Below are 14,196 nucleotides of genomic sequence, written 5' to 3'. Positions count from 1 at the left end.
TGGATTGAGCCGGCCGGGGTCAAAGCGTACAATTTCAGTCCTGATTAGTCCCGCCAGGCCGACGCCATGCTTCGCGTCACCAAGCTCACCGACTACGCCACCGTCATCCTGGTCGCCCTCGCCGAGGCGCCGGGTCGCGTGCACTCGTCCGCCGAACTGGCCGAGCGCGCCCGGCTCGAGCCGCCCACCGTCGCCAAGGTGCTCAAGCCCCTGGCCCACGCCGGCCTGGTCGAGAGCTTCCGCGGCGCCAGCGGCGGCTACCGGCTGGCCCGCCCGGCCCGCGACATCCCGCTGATCGCCATCGTCGAGGCCATCGAGGGCCCGCTGGGCATGACCGAGTGCTCGGGCGAGCACAGCAGCTGCGAGCACGAGTCGCATTGCGGCGTACAGACGCACTGGCGGCGCATCAACGACGTGATCGCCGAGGCGCTCGGCGGCATCACCCTGGCCGAGATGCTGCCGCCTTCCGCGGCGCGCAAGGCCATCCCGATGACGCTGGCCAACGTGCCGGCCGGAGCCTGACATGGCCACCCAGAACGAACAGATCCACCAGCAACTCTCGCGCCGCTACGACGCGGGCTTCGTCACCGACATCGAGTCCGACACCTTCGCGCCGGGCCTGGACGAGGACGTGATCCGCGCCCTCTCGGCCCGCAAGGAGGAGCCCGAGTGGATGACGGACTGGCGCCTGGCCGCCTACCGCAAGTTCCTCACCATGCCCATGCCCGACTGGGCCAAGCTCGAGATCGCGCCGATCGACCTGCAGGCGCTGAGCTACTTCAGCGCGCCCAAGGGCCCGAAGTACAAGTCGCTCGACGAGGTGCCGCAGGAGCTGCTCGACACCTACGACAAGCTCGGCGTGCCGCTGCACGAGCGCGCCAAGCTCGCCGGCGTGGCCGTGGACGCGGTGTTCGACTCGGTCTCGGTCGGCACCACCTTCCGCAAGGAGCTGGCCGAGAAGGGCGTGATCTTCTGCTCGATGTCCGAGGCCATCAAGGAGCACCCCGAGCTCGTGCGCCAGTACCTGGGCAGCGTGGTGCCGGTGGGCGACAACTACTTCGCGGCGCTCAACTCGGCCGTGTTCTCCGACGGCTCGTTCGTGTTCATCCCCAGGGGCGTGCGCTGCCCGATGGAGCTGAGCACCTACTTCCGCATCAACGCCGGCCACACCGGCCAGTTCGAGCGCACCCTGATCATCTGCGAGGAGCGGGCCCACGTGTCCTACCTCGAGGGCTGCACGGCGCCGCAGCGCGACGAGAACCAGCTGCACGCCGCGGTGGTCGAGCTGGTGGCGCTGGAAGACGCCGAGATCAAGTACTCGACGGTGCAGAACTGGTACCCGGGCGACGAGAACGGCGTGGGCGGCATCTACAACTTCGTCACCAAGCGCGGCGAGTGCCGCGGCGATCGCTCCAAGATCAGCTGGACGCAGGTGGAGACCGGCTCGGCCATCACCTGGAAGTACCCGAGCTGCGTGCTGCGCGGCGACGATTCGGTGGGCGAGTTCTACTCGGTGGCCCTCACCCACCACCGCCAGCAGGCCGACACCGGCACCAAGATGATCCACCTGGGCCGCAACACCAAGTCCAAGATCATCTCCAAGGGCATCAGCGCCGGCCGCGGCCAGAATACCTACCGCGGCCTGGTGAAGATGGAGAAGACCGCCGCCGGCGCCCGCAACTACACCCAGTGCGACAGCCTGCTGATCGGCAAGCAGTGCGGCGCGCACACCTTCCCCTACATCGAGGTCAAGCACCCGACGGCCACCGTCGAGCACGAGGCCACCACGTCGAAGATCAGCGACGACCAGCTGTTCTACTGCCGCAGCCGCGGCATCGGCGAGGAGGACGCGGTGTCGATGATCGTCGACGGCTTCTGCAAGCAGGTCTTCCGCGAGCTGCCGATGGAGTTCGCGGTGGAAGCCAAGAAGCTGCTGGAAGTGTCGCTGGAAGGCGCCGTCGGCTGACGCCCTCTCCCCGGCCCTCTCCCGCAGGCGGGAGAGGGAGCAAAACCAATCACGGATGCCATGTTCATGCTCAAGATCGACAACCTCCACGCCAGCGTCGCCGGCAAGGAAATCCTCAAGGGGCTCAGCCTCGAGGTGAAGCCGGGCCAGGTGCACGCCATCATGGGCCCCAACGGTGCGGGCAAGTCCACGCTGGGCAACATCCTGGCCGGGCGCGAGGGCTACGAGGTCACCGAGGGCTCGGTGACGCTCGAGGGCGAGGACCTGCTGGGCCTGGAGCCCGAGGAGCGCGCCGCCGCCGGCGTCTTCCTGGCCTTCCAGTACCCGGTCGAGATCCCGGGCGTGAACAACACCTACTTCCTGCGCGCCGCGCTCAACGCCCAGCGCAAGGCCCGCGGCGAGGCCGAGCTCGACTCGATGCAGTTCCTCAAGAAGGTGCGCGAGAAGCTGGCCGTGCTGCACCTCAAGGACGAGCTGCTGCACCGCGGCGTCAACGAAGGCTTCAGCGGCGGCGAGAAGAAGCGCAACGAGATCTTCCAGCTCGCCCTGCTCGAACCCAGGCTGGCCATCCTCGACGAAACCGATTCGGGCCTGGACATCGACGCGCTCAAGGCCGTGGCCGACGGCGTGAACCTGATGCGCTCGCCCGACCGCGCCTTCCTGGTCATCACCCACTACCAGCGCCTGCTCGACTACATCAAGCCCGACGTGGTGCACGTGCTGGCCGATGGCCGCATCGTCGAGAGCGGCGGCCCGGAGCTGGCGCTCGAGCTCGAGGCCCACGGCTACGCCTGGGTGAAGGACCGTGTCGGCCCGGAGGCGAAGGCCACGCCATGAGCGCCCTGCTCGACGCCTTCCGCACCGTTTTCGAAGCGCTGCCGGCGCCGCTGGTCGAAGCCCAGGGCCTCGGCGGCGCCCGCCGCGAGTCGCTGGCCGCGGCGCTCGCCGCCGGCCTGCCCGGCCCGCGCACCGAGGCCTGGAAATACACCTCGCTGCGCGCCCTCTCGGCCCGCGGCTTCGCAGCCCCGGCCGCCGCGCCGGTGGACGCCGCGCGGCTGGCGCACGTGCCCTCGCCGCGCCTGGTGTTCGTCAACGGCGTGTTCGATGCCGGCCTGAGCCGGCTCGACGAGCTGCCCGACGGCGTCGAACTGCGCCCGCTGTCGCAGGCCCTGGCCGGCGACGACCCGCGCACGGTGTCGGTGCTGGCGCGCCGCTACGAGCGCACCGACGAACTCTTCGCCCGCTTCAACGCCGCGCTGGCCACCGAGGGCGTGCTGCTGCGCCTGCAGCAGGGCGCCGTGGCCACCGCGCCGGTGCACCTGGTGTTCGTGGGCGCGCCGGCCGGCGAGGACCAGGCCGCGCACCTGCGCCACCTGGTCGAGCTGCGCAAGGACGCCGCGCTCACCGTGGTCGAGCACCACCTGCACGCCGGCGAACACCGCCACCTGGCCAACCACGTGATGCACGTGCACCTGGCCGGCGGCGCGAAGCTGGTGCATGCCCGCCTGCAGGACGACGCGGCCGGCGCCACGGCACTGCTGCGCACCGACGCCGTGCTGGCCTCGGGCACCGAATACCGCCGCGTCGACCTCGAGCTCGGCGGCGGCCTCTCGCGCCACGAGCTCAACGTGGCCCTGCAGGGCGAAGGCGCGGCGCTGCATGCCGGCGGCGTGCTGCTGGCCGACGGCCGGCGCCACCTCGACACGCGCCTGGGCATCGTCCACCAGGCCCGCGACACCCGCTGCGAGCTGCCCTGGCGCGGCCTGGCCGATGCGCGCGGCCGCGCCGTCTTCCACGGCGGCATCGAGATCCGCGCCGGCGCCGACGGCAGCGAGGCCGAGCTGTCGAACAAGAACCTGCTGCTCTCCGACGCCGCCGAGATCGACAGCCAGCCGGTGCTGGTCATCCACGCCGACGAAGTGAAGGCCGCGCACGGCGCCACCGTCGGCCGCCTCGACGAGACCGCGCTGTTCTACCTGCGCAGCCGCGGCATCCCGGGCGCGCAGGCGCGCGTGCTGCTGATGCAGGCCTTCCTGCGCGAGCCGCTGGCGGTGCTGGGCGATGCCGCGCTGGCGGCCTCGCTGGGCGACGCGGTGGCCGCGCGCCTGCTGCGCGACGGGGCACCGGCGTGAGCGCCGTCGCCAAGGCCCGCCCGGACTGGCTGCGCATCCGCGCCGACTTCCCGGTGCTCACGCGGCAGGTGCACGGCAAGCCGCTGGTGTACCTGGACTCGGCCAACACGTCGCAAAAGCCGCAGCAGGTGATCGCCGCGGTCGATGCCTTCTACCGCGAGCACAACGCCAACGTCTCTCGCGCCGTGCACACCCTGGGCACCGAGGCCACCGAGGCCTACGAGGGCGCGCGCACGCGCCTGGCGCGCTTCCTGGGCGTGCCGGGCGACGAGCTGGTGCTCACCTCCGGCACCACCTTCGCCATCAACCTGGTGGCCTACAGCTGGGCGCTGCCGCGCCTGCAGGCCGGCGACGCCATCCTGCTCACGCGCATGGAGCACCACGCCAACATCGTGCCCTGGCAGCTGGTGGCCCAGCGCACCGGCGCGAGCATCAAGGTGGTGGAGATCACCCCCGAGGGCGCGCTCGACCTCGACGACCTGCGCGCCAAGCTCACTCCGGAAGTGAAGCTGCTGGCCTTCACCCACGTCTCGAACGTGCTGGGCACGGTCAACCCGGTGGCCGAGATCTGCCGGCTGGCGCGCCAGCGCGGCGTGCCGACCCTGGTGGACGGCTCGCAGGCGCTGCCGCACCGCGCGGTGGACCTCAAGGCCCTGGGCTGCGACTTCTACGCCTTCACCGGCCACAAGATGCTCGGCCCCACCGGCACCGGCGGGCTGTGGGCGCGGCGCGAGCACCTGCGCGAGATGCCGCCCTTCCTGGGCGGCGGCGAGATGATCAAGGAAGTGCGCTTCGAGGGCACGGTGTTCAACGACCCGCCGCACAAGTTCGAGGCCGGCACGCCCAACATCGCCGGCGTGGTGGGCCTGGGCGCGGCGGTGGACTACCTCTCGGCCATCGGCATGGCCGAGGTCGAGGCGCGCGAGCAGGCGCTGCTGGCGATCGCGACCGAGCGCCTGTCGGCCATTCCGGGCCTGCGCATCTACGGCACGGCGCCGGGCAAGGCGGCGGTGATCAGCTTCCTGGTGGAAGGCGCGCATGCGCACGACCTGGCCACCCTGCTCGACCTGGAAGGCATCGCCGTGCGTTCGGGCCACCACTGCGCGCATCCGCTGATGGCGCACTTCGGCGTGCCGGCCACCTGCCGCGCCTCGCTGGCCTTCTACAACACCCACGTCGAAGTCGAGCAGCTGGCCGCCGGCATCGAAAAGGTCCGCAAACTGCTCCAGTGAACCAGGTTGATTTTATCCAACCGGGTTCACCCTCCCTCCGCCCGTGTACCGGGTTGGATAAAATCAACCTGGTTCACGGGGTTCAGGAATGAGTTGGCAGGAACCGAACAAGGCTGACGGCGGCTGGCAGGCGCCGCTGGTGTTCCGCGCGGCCACGGCGGATGACGTGGATGCGATCGTGGCGCTGGTCGAGTCGGCCTACCGAGGCCATGCCAGCCGCGCCGGCTGGACCACCGAGGCCGACCTGCTCGACGGCCGCCGCACCAATGCCGGGGACGTGCTCGCCAACCTCCGCCGGCCGCAAAGCCAGGTGCTGCTGGCCTTCCGCGGCGAGGCGCTGGTGGCCTGCGCCCACGTGGCCGTCGAGGACGGCGCCGGTTACTTCGGCATGTTCTCGGTGCAGCCGACGCTGCAGCGCAGCGGCCTGGGCCGCGAAGTGCTGGCCGAGGCCGAGCGCATCGCCCGCGACGACTACGGCATGGCGGTGATGCGCATGACCGTGATCGACGTGCGCGACGAACTCATCGCCTGGTACGAGCGCCGCGGCTACACCCGCACCGGCCTCAAGAAGCCCTTCCCCTACGGCGACGAGCGCTTCGGCATCCCGCTGCGGCCGGACCTGCGCTTCGAGGTGCTGGAGAAGCGGCTGTGAGCGCCTGGGTGCGCGTCTGCGCCACGTCCGAGCTGCTGCCGGGCGAATCGACCGTCGCCTGGGACGGCGATACGCCGATCCTGGTGGTCAACCTCGACGGCCGGTTCTACGCCCTCGAGGACAAGTGCACGCACGAGGACTTCGAGCTCAGCGCCGGGCCGATCGACGGCGACCAGGTCGAGTGCACCCTGCACGGCGCACGCTTCGACCTGCGCACCGGCGAGGCCCTGTGCGCGCCGGCCTACACGGCCGTGCCCAAGTTCCCGGTGAAGGTCGAGGACGGCGCGGTCTGGACCCGCGACGACCGCTGAGCGCAGCGGTCCGTAGGAGCGCCTTCAGGCGCGAATCCGTTCTTTGCCAAAGGCAAAGCCAAAATCAGAATATTCGCGCCTGAAGGCGCTCCTACAGGGGTGATTCGGAGCGGGATCGCAGCTTCGCAAGCAGCAGCTCGCCGCCGCCCTGCAGGATCAGGCGCGAGGGGCCGTCGGGGTCGGGCAGCAGCAGCGCGCTGTCGCCCTGCTCCAGGCGCAGCGGCCGCGCCAGGTCCTTGAACGCCGCCTGGCCCTGCAGCAGGTGCAGCAGCCAGGTAGTGCCGGGCTCGGCGAAGAACACCATCGGCCCCACCAGCGGCCGGTGCAGCAGCGTGGCCTCGACCGCATCGCGGCGCCAGATCAGGTTGAAATCGTGCGTGGGTCCGGCGATGAGCTCGGCGCGCAGCGGCCTTTCGCCGGCGAAACGCAGGCGCTGGTGCGGCGGCAGCAGCGTGGCCGACTCGCCGTCGTCGAAGTGCAGGTGCATGCCCTCGCCCGCCAGCAGCACCAGTTCGCGGTCGCAGCCGGGAAAGGGCGAAAACGGGGCATCGTGGTCGATCTCGGCGATCGAGGCGCGCCAGTCCCATTGCGCGGCCCCCTCGGGCTGGCGGTGGATCTCGCGGGTCCAGCCACGCTCGTTGCGCCAGCGCTCGCGGCGGTACTCCTGGGCGGGCAGGTGCAGCAGGCGCATCAGCCGGCCTGCAGCGCCGCCAGCGCGCGCGTGGACGAGGCCAGCGATTCGGCCCAGGAAAAACCGATGATCTCGCGGCCGGTGCCGGCGTCGCGGAAGACCTCGGCCTCGCCCTCGGGCAGCAGGTGGCGGTAGTCCACCGTCAGCTCCTCGCCGGCGGCGAGCTCGCGCGCGGCGAAGATGAAGCCCAGGTGCCACAGCCCGTTGGGCTCGAAGCTGTGGTTGACGTAACACTCGTCGGGCCAGTCGAGGCTGATGGTGTAGCGGTCCTCGAACCAGCGCACCGCGGCGTCCATCGCGGCCCGCGGATCGGGCTGGGCGCGCACCTCGTCCCAGCGCCAGGTGCGCGGGATGTCGTCGGGCGCCACCACGATGCGCCCGCGCGCCACCGGCTCGTCCAGGAACAGTCCCTTCCCGGCGCCCGGGATGCGCGAGTCGGCGACGTGGTAGCGCGGCAGGATCATGCCGCGCAGTCTAGCGCAGCGGCCTCAGGTGCCGCCGGGGTCGAGCCACGCCGTGTTCCAGTAAGCGTAGTCACCCAGCCGCCGCACCAGGCCGGCCCGCAGCGGCGTGCCCACCAGGTGCCGGGCCGCGGCCATCGGTGCCTCGTCCGGGCGGAGGGCCCGGTCTTCGAAACCGCGGCCCCAGAGCCAGCCGTTCACGCGGTGGCGGTCTTCGACGGCGCGGGAAGTGAGCGACTTGAAGCGCCCCATCAGGGTCGAGAGGCTGTCGCGTTCGCCCAGCGTCACCAGGCCTTGCCAGCAGTCGGGCATCAGCACCCAGGCCAGCACCGCGCTGTCGCGCCAGGGCCACTGGGCGTTATGCACCCGGCAGACGGCGCGCGCCGCCTCGTCGTCGGCGAACACGGGCCGGCGATAGAGCGTGGCCACGGTGAGCAGGTAGGTCTGGCCGGGCACCGAGCGCCGTTCGAGCCGGACGCGGCGGAATTCGGCGATGGCGGGGTCGGGCAAGGGCCGGGAGTGGCTCATGGTGGCGAAAGACCTCGGGAAAAAGCGGCCCGGCGGCGCCGGGCCGAAGGGGGTCCCACGGTGGCGTTTCAGTCGGACTCGGGCTCGGCGGCCGGCGCGGCGGCCTTGCCGGCGCCCACCGTGATGCGCTCGCGGTTGGCCTCGACCAGGGCCAGGCCGATGCCCTTCACTTCGACCAGCTCGTCGGCGCTGCGGAAGGCACCGTGCTTCTGGCGGTGGGCGATGATGGCCTCGGCCTTGGCCGGACCGACGCCGTCGAGCACGCGGTCGAGGGTGGCGGCGTCGGCTTTGTTGATGTCCACCTTCTCGGCGGCCAGCGCGCCGCCGGCCAGGAAGGCGCCCAGCAGCAGCGGGGCAAGCAGGGATACGGTCTTGTTCATGGCGGTTCCTCGGATTTGGGGTCGCGCCGCGCCGGGCTGGCGTCGGCAGGCACAGTGTCGGCAGCGCCGCCGCCGCGCCCCATCGCCGGAACGCCCGGAATGGGCTGGGAACAGCCCCCCGCCGTGCGTCGGCGGCTTCCTACCCCGCCACGCGCGCATAACACGAAGCGCGTAAAATCAGGGCCTTGCCTACGCAAAGGACCTGTCCATGGACACCAGCAAGACCGACCGCTTCGTCGCCGAGGCCTGGGACGGCGACATCGTCCCGCAGCTCGTCGAATACATCCGCATCCCGAACAAGTCGCCGATGTTCGACGCGCAGTGGCGCGAAAACGGCTACATGGCCGACGCGGTGAAGCTGATGGCCGGCTGGGCGAAGGCGCAGCCGGTGAAGGGCATGAGCGTCGAGGTCATCGAGCTCGAGGGCCGCACGCCGCTGATCTTCATCGAGATCCCCGGCCAGGGCGACGACTGCGTGCTGCTCTACGGCCACCTCGACAAGCAGCCGGAAATGACCGGCTGGGCCGACGACCTCGGCCCCTGGAAGCCGGTCATCAAGGGCGACAAGCTCTACGGCCGCGGCGGCGCCGACGATGGTTACGCGCTCTACGGCTCGCTCACCGCCATCCGCGCGCTGCAGGAGCAGGGCCTGCCGCACAGCCGCTGCGTCATCCTCATCGAGGCCTGCGAGGAATCGGGCAGCTACGACCTGCCCTACTACGTCGACCACCTGGCCGCGCGCATCGGCAAGCCCTCGCTGGTGGTGTGCCTGGATTCGGGCTGCGCCAACTACGACCAGCTCTGGTGCACCACCTCGCTGCGCGGCCTGGCCGGCGGCAACCTCAAGGTCAGCGTGCTCAGCGAAGGCGTGCACAGCGGCGACGCGAGCGGCATCGTGCCCTCGAGCTTCCGCATCCTGCGCCAGCTGCTCTCGCGCCTCGAAGACGAAACCACCGGCAGGATCCTGGTCGAGGACCTCTACGTCGACATCCCCGAGCAGCGCATCCGCCAGGCGCGCGCCGCCGCCGACGTGCTGGGCAGCGAGGTCTGGGACAAGTTCCCGTTCCTGCCGGGCATGACGCCGATGAACCCCGACCTGACCGAGCTGGTGCTCAACCGCACCTGGCGCCCGGCCCTGTCGGTCACCGGTGCCGACGGCATGCCGCCGCTGCACAGCGCCGGCAACGTGCTGCGCCCGCACACCGCGGTCAAGCTCAGCCTGCGCCTGCCGCCCACGCTCGAGCCGAAGAAGGCCGGCGAGGTGCTCAAGCGCGTGCTCGAGGCCAACCCGCCGAACGGCTGCAAGGTGGAAGTGGAGCTCGAGAAGGCCAGCACCGGCTGGAACGCGCCGGCGCTCGCGCCCTGGCTCGAGCACGCCATCAACCATGCCAGCCGCGAGTTCTTCGGTGCGCCGGCGATGTACATGGGCGAGGGCGGCACCATCCCGTTCATGGGCATGCTGGGCGAGAAGTTCCCGGGCGCGCAGTTCATGATCACCGGCGTGCTGGGACCGCACAGCAATGCGCACGGCCCGAACGAATTCCTGCACATCCCCACCGGCAAGCGCGTCACCTCGGCCGTGGCCAAGGTGATCGCCGAGCATTACGTGGCCAGCGAGAAGGGCCTCACCCGCGGCGTCGCGGCGCAGGCCGGGCACGCCCAGTTCGGCGACCACGGCTGCTGCTGAGGCAGGCGATTCAAAGCGCGGGGCGCGGGCGCGATGCCCGGCCCCGCCGATCGGGCATCAGGCGGGCTTGCGCGCCTGCAGCCACCAGCCGAGGCGGTCGCCGCCCGGGAAGGTGAGCGGACGCCGGGTTTCCTCGGCCAGTCCGGTGCCGGCGAGGAAGCCGTCGAGCGCGGCCTCGTCGAGCGCGCAGCCGAGCAGCTCGGCCAGGCGCAGGTCGGACTGCAGCAGCTGCTCCCGCAGCCAGGCCAGGCCCTGCAGGCCCACCTCGGCGTCGCCGGAGCGCATCGCGGCCTGGATGGCCTCGAAGATGGTGCGCTGCGACTGCACCAGCACGTCGGGCACCACGTGCTCCTGCGCGCGCAGGGTCATGGCGGCCATCACTTCATTCAAGGCCAGCCGCGCCTTCTCGGCGGCCGGATCGGCGGCCAGCGCCTGGCGGCCTTCCGGCGTGGCGGCGCGGGCGACGAAGCGGCAAAGCTCGGCCGCGCGGGCGATGGGGTTGTGCTCGGCCATCCACGCCAGGTGGGTGCGCTCCTCGCGGGCGTTGCGGCACATCAGCGATTCGGTGTCGTGCAGCACCACGGCGAACAGGCCGCCGGGCTTGAGCACGCGCGCCACCTCGGGCAGCGAGCGGCCCAGGTCGGTGTACTCGATGCCGAACTGGCTGCAGACGAGGTCGAAACTGGCATCCTCGAAAGGCAGCGATTCGGCCTGGATGCCGCCCTGGAAGGCCACGCGCTCGCGCTGGCCCGGCTCGAGCTGGTTCACCCAGTCCGGGCGGATCTGCGCCAGGTCGACGGCGTGGATGCGGGCCAGGGCCGCGCCGGCCGGCTCGCCGACGAACAGCGCCGGCAGCGCGCCGTTGCCGGTGCACAGGTCGAGCACGGTGGCGCCCGCGGGCAGCGCCGCCAGCGCGCCGCGCCAGGCCTCCGGCACTTCGCCGGCGTAATTGCCGTCGAAGCTGCCCAGGCACGAATGCAGGGCGCCGCTGGCCCAGTAGTTCGTCCAGCTCCTGCGCCGCTCGGCCAGCAGCGTCGAATCGTCGGCCATCGTTTTTTCCCTGCGAGACAAGGGGCCGATTATAGCGCCGCCCCTTGGGCACGGTGATAATGGCGGGACGCATCCGACGGCAGCATCGCCATGACCCACACGCCCCAGATCCAGGCCATGGCCGCCGAGGCCGAACGCCTGGCGCAATCGGGCCAGGCCGAGCACGCGGCGCGGCGCTACCGCGAGGTGCTCGCCGCGGCGCCGGACCACGGCCCCGCGGCACATTTCCTGGCGATGCAGAGCTTCTGGGCCGGCCGGCTGGAGGACGCGCGCCGCCTGATCGAACAGGCCTGCGCCGGGCAGCCGCGCGCCGCCGTGTTCGAGGCCAACCGTGGCCGCATCTTGGCGGCCCTGGGCAATGCCGGCGGCACCATCGAAGCCTACGAGGCCGCGCTGGCGCTGGACCCGGGCTTCCTGCCGGTGCGCCTGGACCTGGCGCAGGTGCTCGAATCCGCAGGGCGCGTGCGCGAGGCCACCCAGCACTACCGCGCCGCGCTCGACCAGGCCGCGCGCATCCCCACCCTGCCCGTTACGCTGCAGCAGCAGCTGGCGCACGGCTCGGAACTCGTGCGCGCCGAACAGCGCCAGCTCGAGGACGCCCTGCGCCAGGCGATGGCGCAGGCACCCGCCGGCACCGTGGCCGGCGCACGCTTCGAAGAGTGCTTCGAGATCCTGATGGGCCGCGCCAAGCCGCAGCTGCCCAAGCCGGGTTTCATGTACTTCCCCAAGCTTCCGGCGCTCACCTTCTACCCGCGCGAGCTGTTCCCCTGGGCCGCCGCGCTCGAGGCGCGCACCGATGAAATCACCGCCGAAGTGACGGCGCTGGTGGCCGGTGGCGAGCAGGGTTTCATTCCCTACGTGCAAAAGCCCGACGGCGAGGTGCCCGACAGCGACGCCTGGCGCGCCATCAACCACAACCCCGACTGGGGCGTGTTCTTCCTGCACAACCAGGGCGAGCGCGTGGTGCGCAACTGCGAGGCCTGCCCGGTGACGGCGGCGGCGCTGGACGATGTGCCGCTGGTGCACATCCGCGAGCGCGGGCCCACGGCCTTCTTCTCGCGCCTGCGGCCGGGCACGCACATCCCGCCGCACCATGGCGCCACCAACACGCGCACCATCGTGCACCTGCCGCTGATCATCCCGCCCGACTGCGCCATCCGCGTGGGCAACGACACCCGGCAGTGGCGGCGCGGGGAAATCCTGGCCTTCGACGACACCATCGAGCACGAGGCCTGGAACCGCAGCCAGGAAGCGCGCGTGGTGCTGATCCTCGACGTCTGGAACCCGTTCCTGGACGAGCGCGAGCGGGCGATGGTGGCCGCGGTCACCGAGGCCTACGCCGCCTTCTACCCCGAGCGGCAGCACATCCTGGATTGACCCTTCAGCGGTAGCCGGGGATGTCCGACAGCTTGTCGATCATCGGCTGCAGCCACTGCGCGTAGGCCTGCCACAGGCCGCCGCGGTCCTTGCGGATGCCGTCGCGCATCATCACGCTCGAGGCGGTGGCCACGGCGTCCGTGCGCTCTTCGATGCGCACCATGGCCGGGTCGTACTCCAGGCCGCAGAAGCCGGCCAGCTTGCGGGCGGTGGCCTCGGGCTGGGCGACCATCTCGTCGTAGTCCACGTCGATCAGGCGGCCGGGCAGAAGCTCGCGCCAGCGCTGCATCAGCGCTCGGTAGCGGCCGTGGTGCTCGACGAAGTCCATCTGGTCGTAGGAGAACGGGCAGGCTTCGTTGAACAGCGTGCGCAGGTTCGACAGGCCCACGTCGATGGCGTTCCGGCGCAGGTGCACGAAGCGCGCCTGCGGCAGCGCCCGGGCGATGAAGCCGACGTTGACGTAGTTCGAAGGCAGCTTCTCGGTGACGTACTGCTTGCCGCCGGCGCGCCAGCGCATGCCTTCGAGGTAGTCGCGGCCGAGCTGGCCGTAGTCGAGCGTGGTGCGGGCCTGGATCACCTCGAGCGAGGTTTCGCCCTTGAAGTGCAGGCCGCTGGCCCGGCGCAGCGCGGTGGTGAACTCATAGGTTTCGCCGGCGCCCTGGATGGCGGGGTGGCCGGAGAGGATGCGCTCGGCCAGGGTGGTGCCCGAGCGGTGCAGGCCGATGACGAAGATCGGCACCAGCGAGGGGTCGCGGTGGCCTCCCGGCCGGGCCAGCTCGTGCGCGTTCCAGCGGCGCAGGGTGTCGTACATCTGCGTTTCCCGCGCCGGGTCGTAGGCCAGCAGCGAACGCTTTGCCGCGCAGCCCTGCATCAGGGCTTCCCACGACGCCGCGTAGTCACGCAGCTCGTGCAGTTCGCCGTGCAGCGCGTACCAGAGCCAGGACTGGGCCTCGGCCGACGGCGAGGCGGCCAGCGCCGCGCGGATGCGGTCGATGCGCGGCCCGGCGTCGGGACGGCGCAGGCGCGACATCAGCCAGTTCGAACTCGGGTCGTGCGGCACCAGCTCCAGGCAGCGCCCGATGTGCTCGGCCGCCGCGTCCATGCGGCCGAAGAAGATGTCCATCGTGGCCATGATGAACAAGGAAGGCGGATGGCGGCCGTCGCGCTGCACGGCCGCCTTGGCGAAGCCGTCGGCGAGGTCGTGCGCACCCATCAGGGTGAGGTGGCGCGCCATCTCGGCCAGCGACTGCGCCGAGTCCCACATGCCGGGGTGCAGCTGCCGGGCGATCTGCACCACCACGTGGGTTTCGCCCAGCGTGAACAAGCGCTCGACCAGCTCGAGCGCGATCTTCGGGCTGGAGACGAAGCCCGAGGTGGCACGCAGTGCCTCGGCGCGGGCCGGGTTGTGGCGGCGCGCGCCCAGGTGCAGGTCGACCATGCGCAGCCGGGTCGGGATGTCGTCCGGATTGGCCTCCGCGGCCGCGGCGTAGCTCGCCAGCGCGTCCTCGCGCAGGCCCTGGGCCTGGTAGGCCTCGGCGCGCCGCAGGTGCTTGCGGAACCGGGTTTCGTCGACGATCGCGGCTTGGGACATCAGGTGCGGGCCTTTCGCGGTGGCCCCGGATTATAGGCGAAAAAAAAGGTTCTTCTCCCAACTGAGGGGAGTGGCGCACGGCCGACCCGGTAGATTTGTTGGTGTCTAAGCAGCAAATCGGGGCCGGCCGTGGCCGAC

The 14,196-nt window shown here is 71.1% G+C and carries 15 protein-coding genes; 9 read left to right on the top strand and 6 right to left on the bottom strand.

What is annotated here, in order from left to right; all coding sequences use genetic code 11:
- Positions 1 to 66 precede the first annotated feature (66 nt).
- The 7 genes from ABS41_RS12035 to ABS41_RS12005 all read left to right on the top strand — a co-directional run bounded on the left by ABS41_RS12035 (position 67) and on the right by ABS41_RS12005 (position 6,293).
- The gene (locus tag ABS41_RS12035; RefSeq protein WP_290594869.1) at positions 67 to 522 is read left to right on the top strand and encodes an SUF system Fe-S cluster assembly regulator; all 456 of its coding nucleotides are present in this window, start codon (positions 67 to 69) and stop codon (positions 520 to 522) included.
- Between the two features lies 1 nt (position 523).
- Entirely contained in the window at positions 524 to 1,966 is a 1,443-nt protein-coding gene (gene sufB, locus ABS41_RS12030) for a Fe-S cluster assembly protein SufB (RefSeq protein WP_290594868.1), read from the top strand.
- A 66-nt stretch (positions 1,967 to 2,032) separates the two neighbouring features.
- A complete protein-coding gene (gene sufC, locus ABS41_RS12025) occupies positions 2,033 to 2,803 on the top strand; it encodes a Fe-S cluster assembly ATPase SufC (protein WP_290594867.1) in 771 nt (256 codons plus the stop codon).
- A complete protein-coding gene (gene sufD / locus ABS41_RS12020; protein WP_290594866.1) occupies positions 2,800 to 4,098 on the top strand; it encodes a Fe-S cluster assembly protein SufD in 1,299 nt (432 codons plus the stop codon). Before sufC ends, sufD begins: the two co-directional genes overlap by 4 nt.
- Entirely contained in the window at positions 4,095 to 5,330 is a 1,236-nt protein-coding gene (locus tag ABS41_RS12015; RefSeq protein ID WP_290594865.1) for a cysteine desulfurase, read from the top strand. Before sufD ends, ABS41_RS12015 begins: the two co-directional genes overlap by 4 nt.
- 88 nt (positions 5,331 to 5,418) lie before the next feature.
- A complete protein-coding gene (locus tag ABS41_RS12010) occupies positions 5,419 to 5,982 on the top strand; it encodes a GNAT family N-acetyltransferase (RefSeq protein ID WP_290594864.1) in 564 nt (187 codons plus the stop codon).
- Positions 5,979 to 6,293 carry a non-heme iron oxygenase ferredoxin subunit gene (locus ABS41_RS12005; protein ID WP_290594863.1) on the top strand — a complete coding sequence of 105 codons (315 nt, stop codon included), beginning with the start codon at positions 5,979 to 5,981 and terminating at the stop codon, positions 6,291 to 6,293. Before ABS41_RS12010 ends, ABS41_RS12005 begins: the two co-directional genes overlap by 4 nt.
- A gap of 91 nt (positions 6,294 to 6,384) precedes the next feature.
- Here ABS41_RS12005 and ABS41_RS12000 read toward each other — a convergent pair whose 3' ends face one another.
- The 4 genes from ABS41_RS12000 to ABS41_RS11985 form a co-directional block, all read right to left on the bottom strand.
- The gene (locus ABS41_RS12000) at positions 6,385 to 6,984 is read right to left on the bottom strand and encodes a HutD family protein (protein WP_290594862.1); all 600 of its coding nucleotides are present in this window, start codon (positions 6,982 to 6,984) and stop codon (positions 6,385 to 6,387) included.
- Positions 6,984 to 7,448, bottom strand: a complete 465-nt coding sequence (locus ABS41_RS11995) for an SET domain-containing protein-lysine N-methyltransferase (protein ID WP_290594861.1) — start codon at positions 7,446 to 7,448, stop codon at positions 6,984 to 6,986. Before ABS41_RS11995 ends, ABS41_RS12000 begins: the two co-directional genes overlap by 1 nt.
- 24 nt (positions 7,449 to 7,472) lie before the next feature.
- Positions 7,473 to 7,973 carry a transposase gene (locus ABS41_RS11990; protein WP_290594860.1) on the bottom strand — a complete coding sequence of 167 codons (501 nt, stop codon included), beginning with the start codon at positions 7,971 to 7,973 and terminating at the stop codon, positions 7,473 to 7,475.
- A gap of 68 nt (positions 7,974 to 8,041) precedes the next feature.
- A complete protein-coding gene (locus tag ABS41_RS11985) occupies positions 8,042 to 8,353 on the bottom strand; it encodes a helix-hairpin-helix domain-containing protein (RefSeq protein ID WP_290594859.1) in 312 nt (103 codons plus the stop codon).
- Between the two features lie 208 nt (positions 8,354 to 8,561).
- Between ABS41_RS11985 and ABS41_RS11980 the strand changes: the two genes are divergently transcribed.
- Positions 8,562 to 10,040 (top strand): M20 family metallopeptidase, encoded by a 1,479-nt coding sequence (locus ABS41_RS11980; protein WP_290594858.1) that lies wholly within the window; start codon positions 8,562 to 8,564, stop codon positions 10,038 to 10,040.
- Between the two features lie 57 nt (positions 10,041 to 10,097).
- On the opposite strand, the gene ABS41_RS11975 is transcribed toward ABS41_RS11980, so the two are convergent.
- Positions 10,098 to 11,090 (bottom strand): class I SAM-dependent methyltransferase, encoded by a 993-nt coding sequence (locus tag ABS41_RS11975; RefSeq protein ID WP_290594857.1) that lies wholly within the window; start codon positions 11,088 to 11,090, stop codon positions 10,098 to 10,100.
- Positions 11,091 to 11,180: 90 nt separating this feature from the next.
- Here ABS41_RS11975 and ABS41_RS11970 point away from each other — a divergent pair, with 90 nt between their 5' ends.
- Positions 11,181 to 12,467, top strand: a complete 1,287-nt coding sequence (locus ABS41_RS11970; RefSeq protein WP_290594856.1) for an aspartyl/asparaginyl beta-hydroxylase domain-containing protein — start codon at positions 11,181 to 11,183, stop codon at positions 12,465 to 12,467.
- Positions 12,468 to 12,471: 4 nt separating this feature from the next.
- Here the strand turns inward: ABS41_RS11970 and ABS41_RS11965 are convergent, their stop codons facing one another.
- On the bottom strand, positions 12,472 to 14,058 hold the full coding sequence (locus ABS41_RS11965; protein ID WP_290594855.1) for a sulfotransferase: 1,587 nt from the start codon (positions 14,056 to 14,058) through the stop codon (positions 12,472 to 12,474).
- Positions 14,059 to 14,196 lie beyond the last annotated feature (138 nt).

Source organism: Arenimonas sp. SCN 70-307, assembly GCF_001724815.1.
In the GTDB taxonomy this organism is placed as follows: Bacteria; Pseudomonadota; Gammaproteobacteria; order Xanthomonadales; family Xanthomonadaceae; genus Arenimonas.
The sequence above is the reverse complement of the archived record's forward strand: the minus strand, read 5'-3'. Positions and strand labels throughout refer to the sequence as shown.